16 protein-coding genes are annotated in these 17,187 nt (G+C 48.3%); 5 read left to right on the top strand and 11 right to left on the bottom strand.

Annotated features, from left to right (window positions below; genetic code table 11):
* Nucleotides 1-62 precede the first annotated feature (62 nt).
* On the top strand, nt 63-866 hold the full coding sequence (locus AACQ84_RS05510) for an LCCL domain-containing protein (RefSeq protein WP_083764432.1): 804 nt from the start codon (nt 63-65) through the stop codon (nt 864-866).
* A 19-nt stretch (nt 867-885) separates the two neighbouring features.
* On the opposite strand, the gene ygfZ is transcribed toward AACQ84_RS05510, so the two are convergent.
* Nucleotides 886-1,944, bottom strand: a complete 1,059-nt coding sequence (ygfZ, locus tag AACQ84_RS05505) for a CAF17-like 4Fe-4S cluster assembly/insertion protein YgfZ (RefSeq protein ID WP_012306707.1) — start codon at nt 1,942-1,944, stop codon at nt 886-888.
* A 91-nt stretch (nt 1,945-2,035) separates the two neighbouring features.
* Here ygfZ and AACQ84_RS05500 point away from each other — a divergent pair, with 91 nt between their 5' ends.
* Genes AACQ84_RS05500 through AACQ84_RS05490 form a run of 3 tightly spaced genes read left to right on the top strand, consistent with a single transcriptional unit; the run spans nt 2,036 to nt 3,305 of the window.
* Nucleotides 2,036-2,170, top strand: a complete 135-nt coding sequence (locus AACQ84_RS05500; protein WP_254903385.1) for a hypothetical protein — start codon at nt 2,036-2,038, stop codon at nt 2,168-2,170.
* A gap of 39 nt (nt 2,171-2,209) precedes the next feature.
* Nucleotides 2,210-2,626 carry a GNAT family N-acetyltransferase gene (locus AACQ84_RS05495; protein ID WP_234991421.1) on the top strand — a complete coding sequence of 139 codons (417 nt, stop codon included), beginning with the start codon at nt 2,210-2,212 and terminating at the stop codon, nt 2,624-2,626.
* A gap of 7 nt (nt 2,627-2,633) precedes the next feature.
* Complete coding sequence (locus AACQ84_RS05490) at nt 2,634-3,305, top strand: serine/threonine protein kinase (protein ID WP_012306705.1); 672 nt, start codon at nt 2,634-2,636, stop codon at nt 3,303-3,305.
* A gap of 4 nt (nt 3,306-3,309) precedes the next feature.
* On the opposite strand, the gene AACQ84_RS05485 is transcribed toward AACQ84_RS05490, so the two are convergent.
* Nucleotides 3,310-3,852 carry an NYN domain-containing protein gene (locus AACQ84_RS05485; protein WP_012306704.1) on the bottom strand — a complete coding sequence of 181 codons (543 nt, stop codon included), beginning with the start codon at nt 3,850-3,852 and terminating at the stop codon, nt 3,310-3,312.
* 253 nt (nt 3,853-4,105) lie between these two features.
* Between AACQ84_RS05485 and AACQ84_RS05480 the strand changes: the two genes are divergently transcribed.
* Entirely contained in the window at nt 4,106-5,788 is a 1,683-nt protein-coding gene (locus tag AACQ84_RS05480) for a glycosyltransferase family 39 protein (RefSeq protein WP_012306703.1), read from the top strand.
* A 94-nt stretch (nt 5,789-5,882) separates the two neighbouring features.
* Here the strand turns inward: AACQ84_RS05480 and AACQ84_RS05475 are convergent, their stop codons facing one another.
* From AACQ84_RS05475 to AACQ84_RS05435, 9 genes are all read right to left on the bottom strand, one after another.
* Nucleotides 5,883-6,257: a Crp/Fnr family transcriptional regulator gene (locus tag AACQ84_RS05475; protein ID WP_012306702.1), complete on the bottom strand. Its 375-nt coding sequence runs from the start codon at nt 6,255-6,257 to the stop codon at nt 5,883-5,885.
* Between the two features lie 147 nt (nt 6,258-6,404).
* Complete coding sequence (locus AACQ84_RS05470) at nt 6,405-7,694, bottom strand: DUF4335 domain-containing protein (protein ID WP_041443419.1); 1,290 nt, start codon at nt 7,692-7,694, stop codon at nt 6,405-6,407.
* A gap of 84 nt (nt 7,695-7,778) precedes the next feature.
* Entirely contained in the window at nt 7,779-8,369 is a 591-nt protein-coding gene (locus tag AACQ84_RS05465; protein WP_012306700.1) for a DUF3038 domain-containing protein, read from the bottom strand.
* Between the two features lie 488 nt (nt 8,370-8,857).
* Nucleotides 8,858-9,049 carry an aldehyde dehydrogenase family protein gene (locus AACQ84_RS05460; RefSeq protein WP_012306699.1) on the bottom strand — a complete coding sequence of 64 codons (192 nt, stop codon included), beginning with the start codon at nt 9,047-9,049 and terminating at the stop codon, nt 8,858-8,860.
* The gene (locus AACQ84_RS05455; protein WP_012306698.1) at nt 9,046-11,022 is read right to left on the bottom strand and encodes a hypothetical protein; all 1,977 of its coding nucleotides are present in this window, start codon (nt 11,020-11,022) and stop codon (nt 9,046-9,048) included. The genes AACQ84_RS05460 and AACQ84_RS05455 overlap by 4 nt, the downstream gene beginning before the upstream one ends.
* A gap of 3 nt (nt 11,023-11,025) precedes the next feature.
* The gene (locus tag AACQ84_RS05450) at nt 11,026-11,241 is read right to left on the bottom strand and encodes a hypothetical protein (RefSeq protein ID WP_200807224.1); all 216 of its coding nucleotides are present in this window, start codon (nt 11,239-11,241) and stop codon (nt 11,026-11,028) included.
* A 107-nt stretch (nt 11,242-11,348) separates the two neighbouring features.
* Nucleotides 11,349-12,206, bottom strand: coding sequence for a GTPase subunit of Type II restriction endonuclease (locus tag AACQ84_RS05445; RefSeq protein WP_012306697.1), 858 nt, complete (start codon nt 12,204-12,206; stop codon nt 11,349-11,351).
* A gap of 91 nt (nt 12,207-12,297) precedes the next feature.
* Nucleotides 12,298-15,321: an L-glutamate gamma-semialdehyde dehydrogenase gene (pruA, locus tag AACQ84_RS05440; protein WP_012306696.1), complete on the bottom strand. Its 3,024-nt coding sequence runs from the start codon at nt 15,319-15,321 to the stop codon at nt 12,298-12,300.
* A 105-nt stretch (nt 15,322-15,426) separates the two neighbouring features.
* The gene (locus tag AACQ84_RS05435) at nt 15,427-17,157 is read right to left on the bottom strand and encodes an ammonium transporter (RefSeq protein ID WP_012306695.1); all 1,731 of its coding nucleotides are present in this window, start codon (nt 17,155-17,157) and stop codon (nt 15,427-15,429) included.
* Nucleotides 17,158-17,187 lie beyond the last annotated feature (30 nt).

The raw sequence follows: 17,187 nt of genomic DNA, 5'->3' as shown, positions 1-17,187 counted from the left end.
CCAGATCCTGACCCCCATCCCTAAACTAGGACATAGCGAATCTCTTCTTATTTCTAAGCTTCATGATGCAATCTACGACTTATTTTTTCGGGGCGATCGCCCTGGCTTTTTCCCTGGGCGCCTGTACCCAAAACAACACCACCCCAGAATCTAACGCCACTGGGGGCGGAACTGTTGCGACCCCAGAAGCAGCACCGGAAACCCCAGCGTCGCCCCCAACCCTCCAATTCACCGCCCTGGAATGGGAAGCAAGCCCCGTTAGCCTCGAAATCCAAGACCAGGTGGGACAGACCTTCGAGTTTTCCTGTCCGCCGGGGGATCCCAGCCAAAGGATTTGGGGCACGGGTGTTTACACCAGCGATTCGTCCATTTGTGCCGCCGCCGTCCATGCAGGTCTATTCGCCGCAGAGACCGGGGGGAATTTAACTTTAGAAATCCTCGCGGGCCAAGACCTCTACACCGGCAGTCAACAAAATGCAGTGACCAGTCGTGACTACGGCGCTTGGGATGGGAGCTTCCGTTTTCCGGAGGCTAGTGACAGTGCTGCGGCGACAACGCCGAATATCCAGTGGGATTCGACCCCAGGCTCCTTCGGGATTGCCGAAAATGTTGGCGATCGCTACAGTTTCAATTGCCCACCCAACGGTGAACTAGGGGCCTCGGTCTGGGGGACAGATATTTACACCAACGATTCCGCAATCTGTGTGGCGGCAGTCCATGCCGGAGAAATTGACCTAGCTACGGGCGGCCCGATCACCATCGAAATTGCCCCCGGTCAGGACAGCTACACCGGCGGCGATCGCAATGGCGTAGTTACTGCCGACTATGGCTCCTGGGGCGGCAGCTTCATCTTTTTAGACGAATAAAGCAACCAAAGACGGTTCCCTAGGGTTCGGGGTAAGCATGGGTCACATAGGGAACCGCGACGACTTTTCCAGTCACTTCTCCTACTGTCACTTCTAACTCTTCTCCACCCACTTTCGTACGGACATAACCAAGGGCAAAGGTGTTATCCGGGTCAATACTGGTGATGACGCCAGCCCGTTCTTCACCCACAAAAATTTTGCAAGGGACTGCTACGGGGGCAGAAAGTTGAATCCCAAAGAGGCGCTGTTTAACGCCTTTGTAGGTATTGAGGCGGGCAATGGTTTCCTGGCCAATGTAGCAGCCTTTATCAAAGGAAATACAATCCCAAAGCCCTGCTTCCAGGGGATTATAATCTTCGGTGAGTTCTTGGTCGGGGGCGGGTCTGCCTTGGTGAATGCGAAGTTTCTCCCAGGCTGCTTCGCCACAGGGGATCATTCCTAAATTCATCAGAGCTTGCCAAATTTCGACACCAGCCTCGGCGGGAATATACAGGGTATAGCCCGGTAATTTCAAACTGTTCCCCGTCGCACAGAGAATGTTTTGTCCCTGGATTTCTAGAAATTGATGACCACCAGCCGGAAAGTCAGCTAAGGTTACGCCAGTGAGTTTTTCGAGAATTTCTTTGGCCTGAACACCCATCAAAGACAGAATATTAAACTGCCCAGAAAGATCACTAATTTCTACTTTGTCCATCGGAAAGAGAAACCGATCAAACCATTCTAGGAGAAAGGTTTTTTTCTGGGGCGAGACCTGCACCCAGAGGGCATCATCCAGAATATGCACCGTGGCGAGATCGATGGTGCGGGCCGTGGAATTAACGAGGACAGTGTCACAGCTTTGGCCCGATTGAAGCTGCTGGATTTGATTAGTGCTTTGGTTGTGGAGGTAGCGTTGACGGTCAGCGCCCGTAAAGTTGAGGAGACCCCAATGGCTTTGGTCATAGAGCAAACAGCCATTGCTGAAATCTTGGGAAATGTCGGCGTCGTTCCCAAAGGTTACAACGGCCTCACCGGAAGCTGTTAAAGGAAAGCCTTGGTGCTGGTGGTATTGCAAAAGGGGGGTCATGGCAATGGTCATGGATACTCAATTTGGCACAGATTCCATTATGCCAAGGGGAGAGGTTACACTGACAGAGATATTTTCTATGTGTTGTTTGGGATCGCCACCTATGGACTTATTTCGTCAACAGATTCTGCCGTTCTTAATTTTGCTGGTCTTCCTCTTGGCTTTAGGGATTGTCAGCGCCCGGATTTTTCTCCCCACCGATATGCTCGCCCCAGCACCCATTGGTTTTTTGGGCTAGGTCATGCTACCAGCGGGCTTTTCTCTGAGACGGGGTGCGATGATCGACCGACCGTTATTGTTAAAGTTTTTGCACCGCAGTTACCAGGAACTTTATCCGGAAACGGGCTTCGATCACCTCCGTACAACCTTGAACCATTACTTCACAGTGGATACGCCCCTCTGGTGGGTACGGACAGAAACGGAGCAAGTGGTGGGTTGTCTCTGGCTGGGCAATAGTGTTGATCAGATTAGCGGCGATCGCCACAGTCATATTTTTCTGTTGTATGTGATGCCGGAGTATCGCCGTCGGGGGCTGGGTTCGGCGCTTATGGCCACAGCGGAACGGTACGCGAAAACCAAAGGCGATCGCCAAATCACCCTCCAGGTCTTTACGAATAACCAAACGGCCCAGAGCTTTTACCAAAGCCTCACTTACCAGCCCCATGCAATCTTGATGCGAAAAATCCTCCCCTAAAGGATCTATGGCTCAATCTCGACTCCAAGTTTTTTGCGATCGCCTCGAACAGGAACTCCGACCCCACCTCGATCTCACCAGCGAGCATCCCCACCATCCTGTGATCGTGCGCCATTGTCCCAGCCCTTGGTATTGCGTGGGCACCGGGAACTATGCTGCGGTTGTCGCCCATCCTGACTTTCCGGCGTGGGTAGTAAAGGTCTATGCCCCCCACCGGGAAGGATTTGCCGCAGAAGTGGAAGTTTATCGTCGCCTAGGGACCCATGCTGCGTTTTCGGAATGTTATTACGCCAAGGATGGCATTTTAGTGCTGCGGCGTTTGCATGGCACGACCCTCTACGACTGTGCCCACCGGGGGATTCCAATTCCGAGAAAAGTTATTGAAGATATTGATCAAGCCTTGGATTATGTCTATGCCCAGGGCCTTAATCCCCATGATGTCCACGGGAAAAATGTGATGTTGGGGGTCGATGGTCGGGGACTTGTGGTAGATATTTCCGACTTCCTCAAACCAGAGCCCTGTTATGCCTGGAAAGATCTTAAACGGGCCTATTATTGCCTGTATCGACCCCTGATTGCTGGTCTCAAATTAAAAATACCCTATGCTTTTTTAGACCAAGTACGCACGGTCTATCGCGTTTATCGTCGGCTTGGCGATCGCCTTTTTTTGAAACCTTGAAACCCTAGAGGCCGTGGCGTAACTGACGTAAAATCTGTTGGGTTTTCGGATCAAGGCTATTCAAGAGTTGCCCCCGTCGCTGCTGGCGTTGACGTTTGCGATGATCCCGGGAACGCCGATTGGCGGCGGCCACATCCGATTGCAACTTTAAAGAAGACATCCATTCCGCCCCATAACCCACCACCGTATGCCGTTGGGCCTGGTCAGAGGTCACCACAATTACCCGTCGGGGCGTATTATAGTCGTGCTGAAAAGCGGCACAGGCTTTTTCGATGTAAGTATCGGCAGTTTCCGAGAAAGCAGTGTAGTAAGCGGAAACAAATTGCGTATGTTCTTCTTCTTGGCTAGGGGTCTGCTGGTAATGGGCGTCAAAAACGACTTTTGTCCGGTAGCAGTTGTGGGAGGCGTAGTTAATTAAAACTTCAATCAATTCGTCCCGTGCCATCTCAAGGCCATGGCGATCGCGGGTTGCCTTAAGCTCCTGCCAAGCACCAATGACGTTATAACCATCCACTAATAGTAGCGCTTCGGGGGATTGGGACTTCATGACTCACTCGTAACCTCCATGGTAAAAAAACAAAAGGATTTTAATGGATAAAAACCACATCCTAACAAGTTTTGTCACGCTTCTGCCATCGTCGAAATTATCGCTGCGGTCTGTTAATATCGTTCACCATTGCGAGAAGACAAAGACTCCCCTGGGGTTGCATCCCCTTGCCGTTCATTTTAGTTAAGGCTTTATTTTTAAGTTGCAATTCTTTTTAAATACCTCCCCAAAAAATATTATTTCAAGCAAAACGTTGCCCGTTTTTTTATTATGGTTTTGGGTGATTTTAGGCGGGATTATTCGCCTGACAAACCTTGGTGCAAAACCCCCTTGGACCGATGAATTTGCGACCCTCCTCTACAGTCGCGCCGAAAATTATAATCAACTGCCCTACGATGAAATTCTCACGGGGAAAGAGCTTTTAGCGCCACTGCTCGGCTACCCAGACCAAGGCGTCACTGAAGCGGCCCATTTTTTGATCCATTACGATAACCACCCGCCGTTGTATTTCATGGTGGTTAACCTCTGGCAGCGCCTATTTCCCCTAGAGATGGGGGGTTACATTTCCATTGATGGGGTGCGTCTCCTCTCGGTGCTGCTTAGTTTGTTAGGCATTGGAGCGCTTTATGGTTTGGCAAAGTGGCTCTTTCAATCGGAAAAAATTGCCCAACTTACGGCGGCTTTGATGGCTTTTTCGCCCTTTGATATTTACTTGGCCCAGGAAGCTCGTCACTATACATTAATTGGTCTGTTTGTGATCGCTTCCTTGGGATTTAGTTTCCTAGTACTGCGCCAAATTAAGACCCGGCAGGCGTTGTCCTGGGGGCAAGTTTTTGTGGGGATTGTCCTCTGTGGGGCGGGGCTGTTAGTGCATTACTTTTTTGTTCTGACGCTTCTGGCCGAGGCGATCGCCCTGGGGTGGTGGATGGTGGCCCACCGCAAATATCCGATTCCGAAGCAATGGTGGCGTTTAGGCACAATCATCGTGACGGTGGGGCTTCTGGGGCTGATCTGGAAAACCCAGGTACTCCCCGACAGCTATGGCACCAGTATGACCGCCTGGATTCGCCTCGATCGCAGTGATTGGTTAGCGTGGCTCAGTCCGGTCTTTCAGTTGTTGGCTACCGTTGTCACGATGGTGATGCTTTTGCCCATCGAGGTGGATTTTTTGCCGACGGTGATTGTCTGTGGTGCGGTGATGATTGTGGTGGGTATTCGTTTTTTAATCCTGTGGCGACAAGGCATCAAGGCCCAGAGCACAGTGCCTCAGTTTCAGGATGAGTTATTTTTCCTTTGTCGTTTTGTGGGGGCTGCCTGGGGGCTCTTTGGGGTGCTCAGTTTTGGCCTCGGCATCGATATTACCCGTGGTGCCCGTTACAGTTTTGTGTATTTTCCGGCGGTAATTCTCTTGGGAGCCGTTGGCCTGAGCTATTTTTGGCAGCGGGAGAATATTCGCTGTCTAGGGGTTGAAACGATGGGGACTCGGTTTCCCCAGGTGAAATCTGGGACAAAGGCGATCGCCTTTATGGTGTTGATTAGTTTTTGTAGTGCCCTAACCGTCGTTCATGATTGGGGCTACCAAAAGTACTACCACCCCGACAAAATCGTTGACCGACTCGCAACAGCAACTCAACCCGTACTGATGGTGCTCCCCCGGGAAAGCACCGTGCAAATTGGCGAAATGATGGGGATCGCCTGGGAACAGCAACGACGCACCCTAGAACGTCCTGTATTTTTTGCTTTTATACCAAAACAAAATACGCCAGCAGCTTACACTGACGATCTAGACAGAATCAGCGCTCAATTTTCCCAAACGCCCTTTGAATTATGGTCGATCAACATCTTTGAACCGATTCCTTTGTCAAACTGCCGTGCTTCTGAACAAGTTTGGGTTTCTGGCTACTACAGCGATGTTTACCAATGTGGTGCCCCCTGATCTGCCATTTCCCAGGGGATGAATTTAAGCGTCTTTTCCCAATGAATCTTCTCAGCGAGATCCAACCGCAAGGCACTTTTGTTAACGACTGTCCCTAACCCTGGGCCTCTAGCTTTTGGTTCGTGCGACTTAAACGCTCGGCTAAGGTTTTCATGATTTCGATGGCAAAGTAGGGATTTTGCTGGATGAGAAACGTAAATCGCTTTTGGTCAATCACCACGAGGCGACAATCCGTTTTGGCGATCGCCGTCGCACTGCGGGGGGAACCCGGCTCAATGACGGCCATTTCTCCTAAAGCTTCCCCTTCACCGAGGATACTCAAGGGTTGCCCTTGAAACTGAATTTCCACTTCCCCGGTTTGGATAATGTAGAGCAGATCGCCCGGGGTGCCTGCGCTAAAAATTACAGTGCCCGCCGCGAAATCTTGGGTGTCGTGGTCATGTCTAAATAAGTCAAAATGCGCCATCATGATTTAGTTCCTTCTGAACTCTCGAAATAAATTTCTAAAAACGAGCCAATGCCCGCCTATTCACGATCATAGTGGAGCTAAGACCGCTTTTTTGCGTATTTCTTTGGGCTTATCGCGAATTTAACTTCCCCTTTACCAAGGCTGTTTTTAGCGGGGCGCTTCGGTAAAAGCCTGGACACGACCATCGGGATTTAACACTAGGCGAAATGTCCGACTTTCAGCAGGAAAAGAAGCGCCAACATTGCGACCCACAGAGAGAAAAGAAAGTTGGGGTTGATAAAGTTCGGCGGCTTTACCAATGGGAAAGACCGTTTCAATGGCCCCTTGTTCACTGAGCTTTAAACGATATTCCAACACTTCAGCGAGGTCAGCGGGACTCTGCCACTGGGTTTGAAAATGACGTTCAACTCGCTGTTCAGGGTTTAGCCTTGGGGCATTAGCGGGAGACAGGGCGATCGCCTCTTGCTGGGGCGCATCAGCAAATTGTTCTGCTTGATCGGCAGCGGTGGTTCTGGCCATTTGTCCCCCAAAGCTGGGAGCGACGCTCAGACTGGTATTCTCCCTGGGGGCAGTAGCCGTGATCGGGGCCGGATCATTACTAGGGGGACTGGGGGGGGATGCGGCTGGGGGAGCCGGATTCGCAGTCGTGGTTTCCCCCGGCGTCGGTTGAGTCAGATCAACGGTTTGGGGGGCAACCCGTGGGTCGTCTAGGGGCGCATCGGCTGCGGATGGCACCGGCGAGAAGGTATAGGAAGCGTGGGGATCCGGAGGGATAAGCTCTACTTGCTTGCCCGCTTCATCCGTAGCTTCGAGGTTTAGGGCACTACTGGTTTCCGGGATTTGTTGCTGTTGCCAAACGGCGTTACTAATCCCCACCACGAGGAGAAAAGACGCGGCGATCGCCCCCCAGCGAGTGACAGTCCGGCGTTGTTGGCTAGCAGTGAGGCTGGGTAAGGCCACCATGTCCGTCTGGTAGGTTTCGAGGGCCTCCGCCAGGTCATGGAGTTGGGTGGCGTTGAGTTGGAGGGTCGGGCCAGATTCCTTGGTTGCTAGGCGACCCAGGTGGAGGGTATGGGACAAAAGCCCCTGGGTGACAAGCTGGGGTTGGGGCAGGGTGGCGACGGTCTGACCAGGGGTGTTGTGGTAGCCATAGACAGAGGCGGCTTGGGGCAGCCATACTAAGTCGGGACTGAGGTCTTGGAGAAACCCTTGGACATAGTCATTGACGGCGGTGGCGAGGGCATCCAATTGGGGGCGATCGCCTTTGATGACGATGCGCTGGTCGGGGCCAAGGCGCGGATCATCAAAACTCAACTCAAAATTCAATTCTTTAATCAGCGGCTTCCCTGTCCACCGGGAGAGGGCCGAGGTTTTCGCTGCCACTTCCAGGCTACAGGTGGGGGGAGTATAGCGACGGGTGAGGGTGGGAGAGAGCATAGGAACCATCTAAGAACGAAAACAAACTACGAGGGAATTGAGTGAAAAAGAGAAAAAATCAAGGGTGGAGTTTAGGTCAAGTCTCTAGGTTTTGCCTTGATCGATTAATGCTAACCAGAGGCGTCGATGTCCATTTTTGGCCCCATAGAACAGCAAATCAATCAGTAATTTCAGGGCGAGTCCCACTAAAGAGGCCGAGGCGATCGCCTCCCCTTCCTCCATGCGTTCTTGGTAGGTATTGCTAAAGTTATCGAGGTAATCCCCTAAAAGGGCGGCTCGGTGGGGTTCCTGGCCTTGTTCGGTCATCTGTTCCAGGAGAGCGCAGGCGCGGCGAATGTCATCCTGCTGTTGGCGGGCTAAATGGCAAATGATCAACACCAAAGAGCGGGCTTCTTCGACGTCTAATTTTTTGCGGCCCCCACTACTTTTCCGGAGGGGGTTGGACTGTCGCAGTCGCCATAAGGTAACGCGATCGCCGATGACTGCCTCTAAATTTAGCTCTTTGGCCGCCTGTAACATCGCTTCTGAACTCAGGCCCGCTAAGGACTCCAACGCCAATAAGACCAAGTCCAGATGACTTTTAATATTCTCTAGCTGCTGACCATCGGGGGGCTGGGCCAGGGGCAAATCCGCAAAAGACGCAGGGGTAGGAACGGCTTGGAGACTAGGGCGCATAGTTACAGCTTAGGTGAGAAAAATAGAGACCAGCGTTGGGTTACAGATTTTGCAACTCCCTTGTGGCAACCCCGTGATGGGCAACATATCCCCAATATTATGCCCCACCCCTAGGGCGCGGCTCGGTCGTGCTCAAGATGTAATGGTGAGAAAGTGGAGTTTTATGGTCGCCAAACCCCATGCCTGTCGGTCTTAACGGCGCATTTTCCCACACGGTCAAAAATGGTCATATTCACAAGGGAAAACAACGTTTAAATGTTGCCGATATGGATGACCGTTCATTGAACATTCCAGTAAAAAGTTGACATACTTTCCCGCCGTAAACGGTCGAAGATTTCTTGATACTTAGCTGGGTTGCAACACAATTGGCCTTACCATCTCTCCATGTCTGTTTAAAGTCTCCCGATGCTCTTTACCGGAAAGCTGTCCTAAAAGGTGACTGAACTTGCCGAAGTTAGGACGGGGTTTTAGCTCCATTCTTCCGGTCATTAATCAACGCCTTCGATAGGAGCAAAGCCTTGACGCTGAACATTTTCCGTCACATGACGCGGCTCTAGGAATTGCAGGAGATAGTCAGGGCCTCCCGCCTTAGAACCTACACCGGACATCTTGAAGCCCCCAAACGGTTGACGGGCCACGATCGCCTCCCTTTCTCTCCACACAACTGAACTTTTGTTCATTGACCAAAACCTTCAAAGTAATCTTGATTTGTCGCTAAATCTTCTACTCCTTCAACAGAGCCAACAAGGTCTCCGGTAAGTTCAAGTGCACTAACTCCTTCCTCTTGCTGTAGAGGAGAGGGCCCGGAAACTGGTGACGCAATAGGATAAGTAAGTAAGGCTTGAAAGGAAGAATAGTACTCTGCAATTTGTACAAAATTCACTTTTATCAATTCGATGTAGCCACCAAGAAAAGAATTTTCTACTGAAAACATATTTCTATCAAAAGGTCGAAAATCAGGAATCCAGAAAGAACTAGATATATCTACATTATTGTTTAGAGTGTTTAGCTCAGGACTTTGTTGCTGTATCAAATACTCATAAACAAACTGTTTCCGAATAGATCGTTTTTTGATAATTTTTTTATTTTTCTTGTCCATGAGATATTGCTTTGATAAATATTTGATGTCATGAATTAAGATTCTGTTAAATATTCCTTCTGTTAATTCTAAATATTGATTTATAAAATCATCAAATAATTCTTTTATCCTTGTTATACTTCGGCCTCTAAAGAGGGAGGCACCAATAACATTATTCGCATCATATCCGGAACGGCCATTAAGATTAAAAGCGTTAAATATATACTTTTCAAAAAGTTCTAAGTCGAATATTTTTTTGTCTATTCCAATCATGAAAATATGATTGAGCACATTCATCTGATTTAGAGAATCGAAGGATAAATCTTCGGGGGGCTCGTAAAATGAGATGAATTTAGAGGGAAGTTTATTGTTGATGTAAATTTCACCTGAATTAGAATCATAGTATTTCTGTAGCTCCTGATATGTATCCTCTGAAGTTGTCTGACCTATAAAAGCTACTCGAATATTTCGGTCTTCCTCTTCATCAATTCCGAACAATGTTCTGTAGCCAAAATCATTCCAGTTGTCACCATGTAAAGTAATAATTTGTTCAGGTTGTTCAACACAAGAAAATTTTCCTATGACTACATCAGGTCTTAAGGATCTGCCATTGACAGAAAACACATTACGCCCAAAAGTACTATCAGTCTGTAGAAAGTCAATATACCCTGTATCAATATATAAAATCTCTTCAGAAGAGATATTTCGGGATATGTAGTCAAGACATATTGATTCCCAAACAGAGTGAAAATTGTTGATGCCCCATATTTTGCCATCTTGGGATGAGTCGAATTTTCCATATAGAAAATTTTCAATGGCTTCATAGAAATCCCAATAATCAGGATCTTTGAATGGAGTATGGTGATGAATCTCCTCTAAAATGTCTTTTAATTGATTAACAATCTGATTACAAGCTTTCTCTTCAAATAAAGAAGTACTACCAGATAGATGATTCTCTCTAAAATTTTCTGCAAGGGCTGTAATTTCAATAGAAATATCTCCTTGCAACTCTAATTGAAGCTCCGAATAAATATAGCAATACATTTTGACAATATCTGCTGCTTCATACTTCACACATCTACTTGGCAATAGCATTGTATCCACATATGCAGTATCGTTTGCTAAATAAACTGCTTGATGCAGATATTTATGTATTTGACTCGTATCTATGTCATGAGTTCTGCTAAGCCGATATGCTAGTGAGAGAATTTTAGGTTCATCATATACTTGTAATATAGAGTCAAATGAGTTTAGTTTTGAATAAAATACAAAGCTATTCTCTTCATTTGCCTGAATAGCTCCATCAGAATCATCATCTATTACTCCATCTCGATCTTGAGTTTGATTTCTTATCCTGCTAGACTCCCCTTTTATTTCTAAAATCTCTCTAAACCTTTCAAAGACTTTATAAAAAAGAAAAAATAATCTTTTTTTATTATAAAAAGTGTCCAAATAATTGATGTGATCTTGAAATCCTTTTGGCAAACAGAAGTAATACTCGCCTACATTTGCTTCAATACCCACAAAAGAGTATTTTTTGTGAACAACAAGTTTTAGAGATGAGAAGTCGATCATAATCTAAAATGATATTTCTCCGATATCCTCGTCTAGATCAATATATTTGAATCTGTTTGAAGCAAGATCATGCATTTTGTCGAGAAAAATTTCTGCCCTATCGGCAAATTGTTTATATGTAATAAGTGTAAAATTTCCCGGAGATTCACCATCCTTAAGGATAATTTTTTCTAATGGCTTTTTGTCTCTTGGAAAAACAGTATCCCAAAGATAAAACATGATTTTATTTCTAACATCCTCAATGTTGACGACATTATCTTTAGGTTTTATAAACCACCAGCCAATTTGCTTATCTTCAATTCTCCGAATTGATTGATGATTTGCTTTTATGAATTCATTAATGCCTGTAATATATTAATCCATAGACCTTTCTCATGACCATTAATAACAAGCATTGTTCCGAATAGCTCAGAGGGAAGATCACTTAAATAACCATCAGTCGGAATATCAATATATTCCCAGTCCCAGCGACGCTTAAAAGCACTATCTAAATAGTAAATAGATTCATCAGAAGTATTGATCGTACAGAGGATACTAAGATTTGGAGGTAAGCTGATTTTATGCCGCCTCAAGAGTGTAATTAATCGTCCCGCATCTTTGATGACTTGAGAATCCAACTCATTTTCAGGAGGAGCTTTTCTATACTGGTAGATTTTCTCATCCCAGAAATTGTTAATAGTAACTCTATTCCCTTTTTCATTTCTTACTTCTAGCCCGTTACTTTCTATAAAAAGTTCACTACTAAGTGTGATTTCTAGTAATGCATATAATTCCATATCAGATAGTTGAATATCATAGCTAGACCAGCCATCGTCTTCTCTATCTAGCAATTGAAAAATTGATCCAAAGATTGCTGAAGCATTCCCTCGGTTCAGCTCATCGATCACTAATAAATAGCTTGCTGTCTCTCCATTGATGATTGATTTATATGCTTCTCCCAATACCTGAAGGAAATGACCTGCATAAAATTTATAAGTTACTTTTTCACCTTGCGTTAAAGGCATTAACTTACCCATGAAGTCAGCATGGGTATATTCAGGGTGGAAAACAGTTTTAACAGTATTCTCTAAAATTCCAGAAGCTTCATCGTATGTGATGTCTAATTCTTGTTGCGCAATTTCACGAACTTTGTAGCTTTTTCCTGTTCCGGGACTGCCAAATAAGATTTTCTGGATAGGTGGCATATGTATTGAAGCATTTGGAAATAAAAAACTCTCTTACATTATGAAGTAAGAGAGCTTTAACTATCAAGAAACCGTTATGGTGCGAAATACTCTATGAGTCAACCCCTTCAATGGGTGCAAACCCTTGGCGTTGAACATTCTCAGTTACATGACGTGGCTCTAGGAATTGCAGCAGATAATCAGGGCCGCCCGCCTTAGAACCTACACCGGACATCTTAAAGCCGCCAAACGGTTGGCGCGCCACGATCGCCCCCGTAATCCCCCGGTTGATATAGAGATTTCCCACTTCAAATTCCTCCGTTGCTCGCTCGATGTGTTGCGGTGTCCGGGAATAAATGCCCCCGGTCAAAGCGTAGTCTGTGCCATTGGCGACTGTTAAGGCTTCATCAAAAGAACTGACTTTAATCACCGCTAATACTGGCCCAAAAATCTCCTCTTGGGCGATCGCCTGATCCGCTTGCACATCAGTGAAGATAGTTGGGGACACATAATAACCATTGTTGGGAACTGCCGTTTCAAAGGCGACTTTTGATTGTTCCTTGCCCTTGAGAATGTAGTCCTTAATTTTCGCTTGGGCTGCCCCGTCAATCACCGGCCCCATCTTGACCCTGGGATTATCCGTTTCGCCGACCTGGATTGATTTCACCGCCTCTACCAAACGTTCCACAAAGATATCGTGGATTGCTTCCATCACAATGGCACGGGAACAAGCCGAACATTTCTGACCGCTATAGCCAAAGGCCGAATGGAGTACACCCGCCACCGCTTGGTCGAGGTCGGCACTATCATCGACGATAATCGCATTCTTGCCGCCCATCTCGGCAATAACCCGCTTCAAGTGTTTTTGGCCCGGTTGGACGATCGCCGCATTGGCATAGATATCACAACCCACTTCGCGGGAACCCGTAAAGGCAATCAGATGCACATCGGGATGTTTAACCATCGCTGCGCCTACGGTGGAGCCACGCCCTGGCACAAACTGAAAGACACCCTTAGGAATCCCCGCTTCAATGAGGATTTCCGCGATTTTTGCGCCGATCACGCTAGAGGTTTCGGCGGGTTTTAGGAGGGTACAGTTGCCCGTCACCAAGGCTGCAACGGTCATCCCCGTGGCGATCGCAAAGGGGAAATTCCACGGAGAAATCACCACCGCAAGGCCGCGCGGTTGGTAATGGTAGCGGTTGGTTTCGCCACAAACATCGTATTTTTTGAAGCCCTGTACCTGGGATAAATCATCGGGTTTAACCTGGTAGCCATGGTGCAAACGCTCCATTTCGTCGGCGTAGTAGCGACAAAAATCAATGGCTTCGGAGACTTCTGGATCTGCTTCTTTGAGGATTTTGCCCGTTTCTAGACAAATCCACGCATTCAACTCGTGGCGACGGGCTTCCATGATGTCGGCGGCTTTGCGGAGAATGTTGGCCCGTTCCGAGACGGGGGTTTTCTTCCAGGCGGGAAAAGCAGCTTTGGCGGCGGCGATCGCCCCTTGGGCTTGCTCTAGGGAAATTTGACCAACTTTACCAATGAGTTCTGTGGAACGGGAGGGATTCACCGAGTCCACAAAGTTTTCAGTTTGTACATATTCACCGTTGATGTAGGGCAGATAACGTTTGCCAAGCTGTTTTTTTACCTCGGCGATCGCAAACTGGGACTTATCCCGCAATTCCGGCTCGGCATAATCAACGTTGGCAGCCCCGGCAAATTGTAGATGACTACTATCAAGATCATGAATCGTTGCCTTGAGATCCCCCGTCGGTGGCGCGATTAATTCTTCAACGGGACGCTCCTCTAGGTTCTGGCGGAGGAAAGAACTATTAGCGGTATTCTCCAACAAACGCCGGATTAGGTAAGCCATGCCCGGCAAAATTTTGCCGTAGGGACAATACACCCGCACCCGATAACCTTCTTTTACCAACGCCTTCGCAATTTGGTCGCCCATGCCGTACAGCACCTGACATTCAAAGTTCCGTTTCGGAATATTGAGTTCCTTGGCGATCGCACAGGCCACCGCCTGGGAACGCACATTATGGCTGGCGATCGCCCCGTAGAGAAATTGATGATTTTCCAACAGCAGCCGGGTCATGCATTCGTAATTAATATCCGTCGCGCCCTTTTCGTTAAAAACCGGCTGTTCCCAGTGGTTTTGCAGGGCCGTAATCGTTTCTTGATCCCAGTAAGCGCCTTTTACTAAACGGACAGTGACAGGGGTACCCCGTTCCTTGGCCCACTCAATCAAACTTTCTAAATCGGCGTAAGAATCCCGCAAGTAGCCCTGTAAAGTCACGCCAATGTCACTGCGATCACGGAACTCCTCCTCCAGCAACACATCTTTCAAAATCTGGAGGGTGAGGGTTTTATATTCGTAATGCTCCATATCAAAGTGCACCGCAACCCCCAATTCCTGGGCATGGCGTAACAATAGCCGCACCCGTTCCGCCACATTCTCCTTGCTGCCCGCTGGATCGAGGGGATCAAACTGGGAATAAAACGCTGTCAATTTTACGGATACTTGCACCTTGGCGAGATCCTCACCGTCCGCCACATCAATGGCATCGACCTTAGGCCAATGTTTTGCCGCTGCCGCCAAATCCGCCATTAAATCGAGGTAAGTTTGCTGATATTTTTGGGCTTCTGATTCGGTGATCACTGCCTCGCCTAAGAGATCAATGGTGAACGCCATTTTGTCTCGACGCAGACGTTCAACGGTTTTTAGTACCTGCTTGACGTTTTCCCCCGAAATATATTTAAACGCGAGGGTTTCCACGGATTTACTAATGGTTGCGGCCGCAATCTGTGCCGGAGGAGAATGGGGTTCGGTGAAATTGAGGATTTTTTTTAAAGCTCCGGGTAACTCCACCGACTCATCCCCTAGATACTGTTGGAGATGCTGGGCGATCGCCGTATTGTCCTTGAGGGCTGGCAACACATCAATGAAGCGAAACAGTTGCACCCGCAAATGGGGATTTTCCATGGCCCAGCCCAGCAATTTATCGTCTAGGCGCATCTGGTCTTGGATTTTCGAAAAAAATGACCGTTTTTCCCTGGTGGCAGCGATTAACTCCCTGGCAATTTGTTGGGTACGCGCTTCGTAACGATCCTGAGCATCGATGACCACAGCTAACAATTCTCCGAAAAGACCTATGGTTTAATTTTCCCGGAAAAAGGCAGGCCCAGGGGTAGAGGCTTTGTCAATGTTTCAGGACTTGGTGAATTTATATTTTCAATCGTTCCAATCTGCCGCAACTGGCTGATTTTCTCCAGAGGCAATGTTGGTAGCCTGCACTTGTGTTAAAAATTGCCCAAAGCTGGTGGTGGCGATCGCCATGTGGGTAATTTCGGCCATGGTCAGCGCCGAGGGCAAATCGGGTAATTGTCCTTGATAGGTGAGACTCGGCTCCCCAAACCGCTGCTGAAAAATTTCTCCGAGCACAGCCTTTAGGGTCGTTTGTTGTTGCTGCTGTAGTTGTTCGAGGGCCGCTGTTTGCTGGTTAATGGTCTGGAGCAACTGTTGGAGGGAGCGGCCTAAAATGCCCAATTCATCGGGGCGATCGCCAAAACTGGCAAACAAATCGGGGTCAAAATTTTGGTGCTCAATGGCGGCCACGGCCATCGCGGTGATTGTGTAGAGTTCCTCTAGGGATTCGGCATTTTCCCGGTGATTTTGTTCGAGGGCGTCGATCACTTGGTTATAACGGGTGGCAATGTGGCCAATTTCTGTAAAGGGTTCCACGGGCACCCGCAGGGTCAAGTCTTGGGTCGCGGCCTGGTGATCCATCACCTGAAACAGTTCGTAGGCATCGGTTTTGGCCCCATGTTCAGAAATATTCAAACCCAGGGCTTCGGCTTCCGGGGAAACCCGCAAGGGATACCACCGCTGCAACAGTTGCAAAATTAGCCAAGTCAGCCCCGTCCCCCAAGCAAGGGCGATCGCCACCCCCAAGAGTTGTACTAGCAGTTGACTATGGCGGGCTTCGACATTGCCAAATAACCCGACACAGAGGGTTCCCCACAGTCCCGCGCCCCCATGGACGGCGATCGCATCCACCGCATCATCAATTTTGTAGCGCTTTAAAAGACTCGACACCCACCGGGCTACTCCAGCCGCCGTTATCCCCACCACCACCGCCAAAGGGCTCGACACCAGATCACAACAGGCCGTAACTGCCACCAGCCCCGCCAGGGAACCATTGATAATTTCCTCGACCTCCGAGCGCTTGAGGTAACATTGGCTGAGGAGCATCGCCGTCACCATCCCCGCAGTCCCCGCCAGTACTGTATTCGTAATAATTTGGGGCACTTGGTCATTAAAAACGAAGGTACTTCCCCCGTTAAATCCCAGCCAGCCCACCCACAACAGCAACGCCCCCAAAACGGCAAAGGGCAAGTTCGATCCTTGGATTTTTTGGGTTCCCGTGGGGGTAAATCGCCCTTCCCTAGCTCCGACTAAAAGCAAGGTGCCCAGGCTCACCCAAGCCCCCATGCTATGCACCACCGTACTGCCCGCAAAATCCAGAAACCCCAGTTGTCGCAACCAGCCCGCTTCGTTCCAGGCCCAATGTCCAAAAACCGGATAGATAAACCCCGACACCAGGATCACAATGATGATGTAGGCTTCAAACTTGAGGCGTTCGGCGATCGCCCCCGAAATAATCGTTGTGGCCGTACCGCAAAACATTGCCTGAAATAGGAAAAAAGCTGCCTCTTCGGGGTTCCCAGTCGTGCCCAAAAAGAAATTGCTTCCACCGATCCCCCCCCACTGAGATAACCCAAACATCAGACCATAGCCAATTCCCCAGAACAGCATCACCGACAGACCAAAATCGGAGAGGTTTTTAACAGCCACATTAATGTTATTTTTTGTGCGGGTCAGGCCAGATTCGAGGCACATAAAGCCAGCTTGCATCAACAGCACCAAACCAGCACAAATTAGCAACCACAGTTGATCAATCATAAAGTAATGGGTTTCCTTAGGAACGGATAA

The sequence above is a fragment of the Picosynechococcus sp. PCC 7002 genome, assembly GCF_963860125.1.
Taxonomy (GTDB): Bacteria; Cyanobacteriota; Cyanobacteriia; order Cyanobacteriales; family MRBY01; genus MRBY01.
The sequence above is the reverse complement of the archived record's forward strand: the minus strand, read 5'-3'. Positions and strand labels throughout refer to the sequence as shown.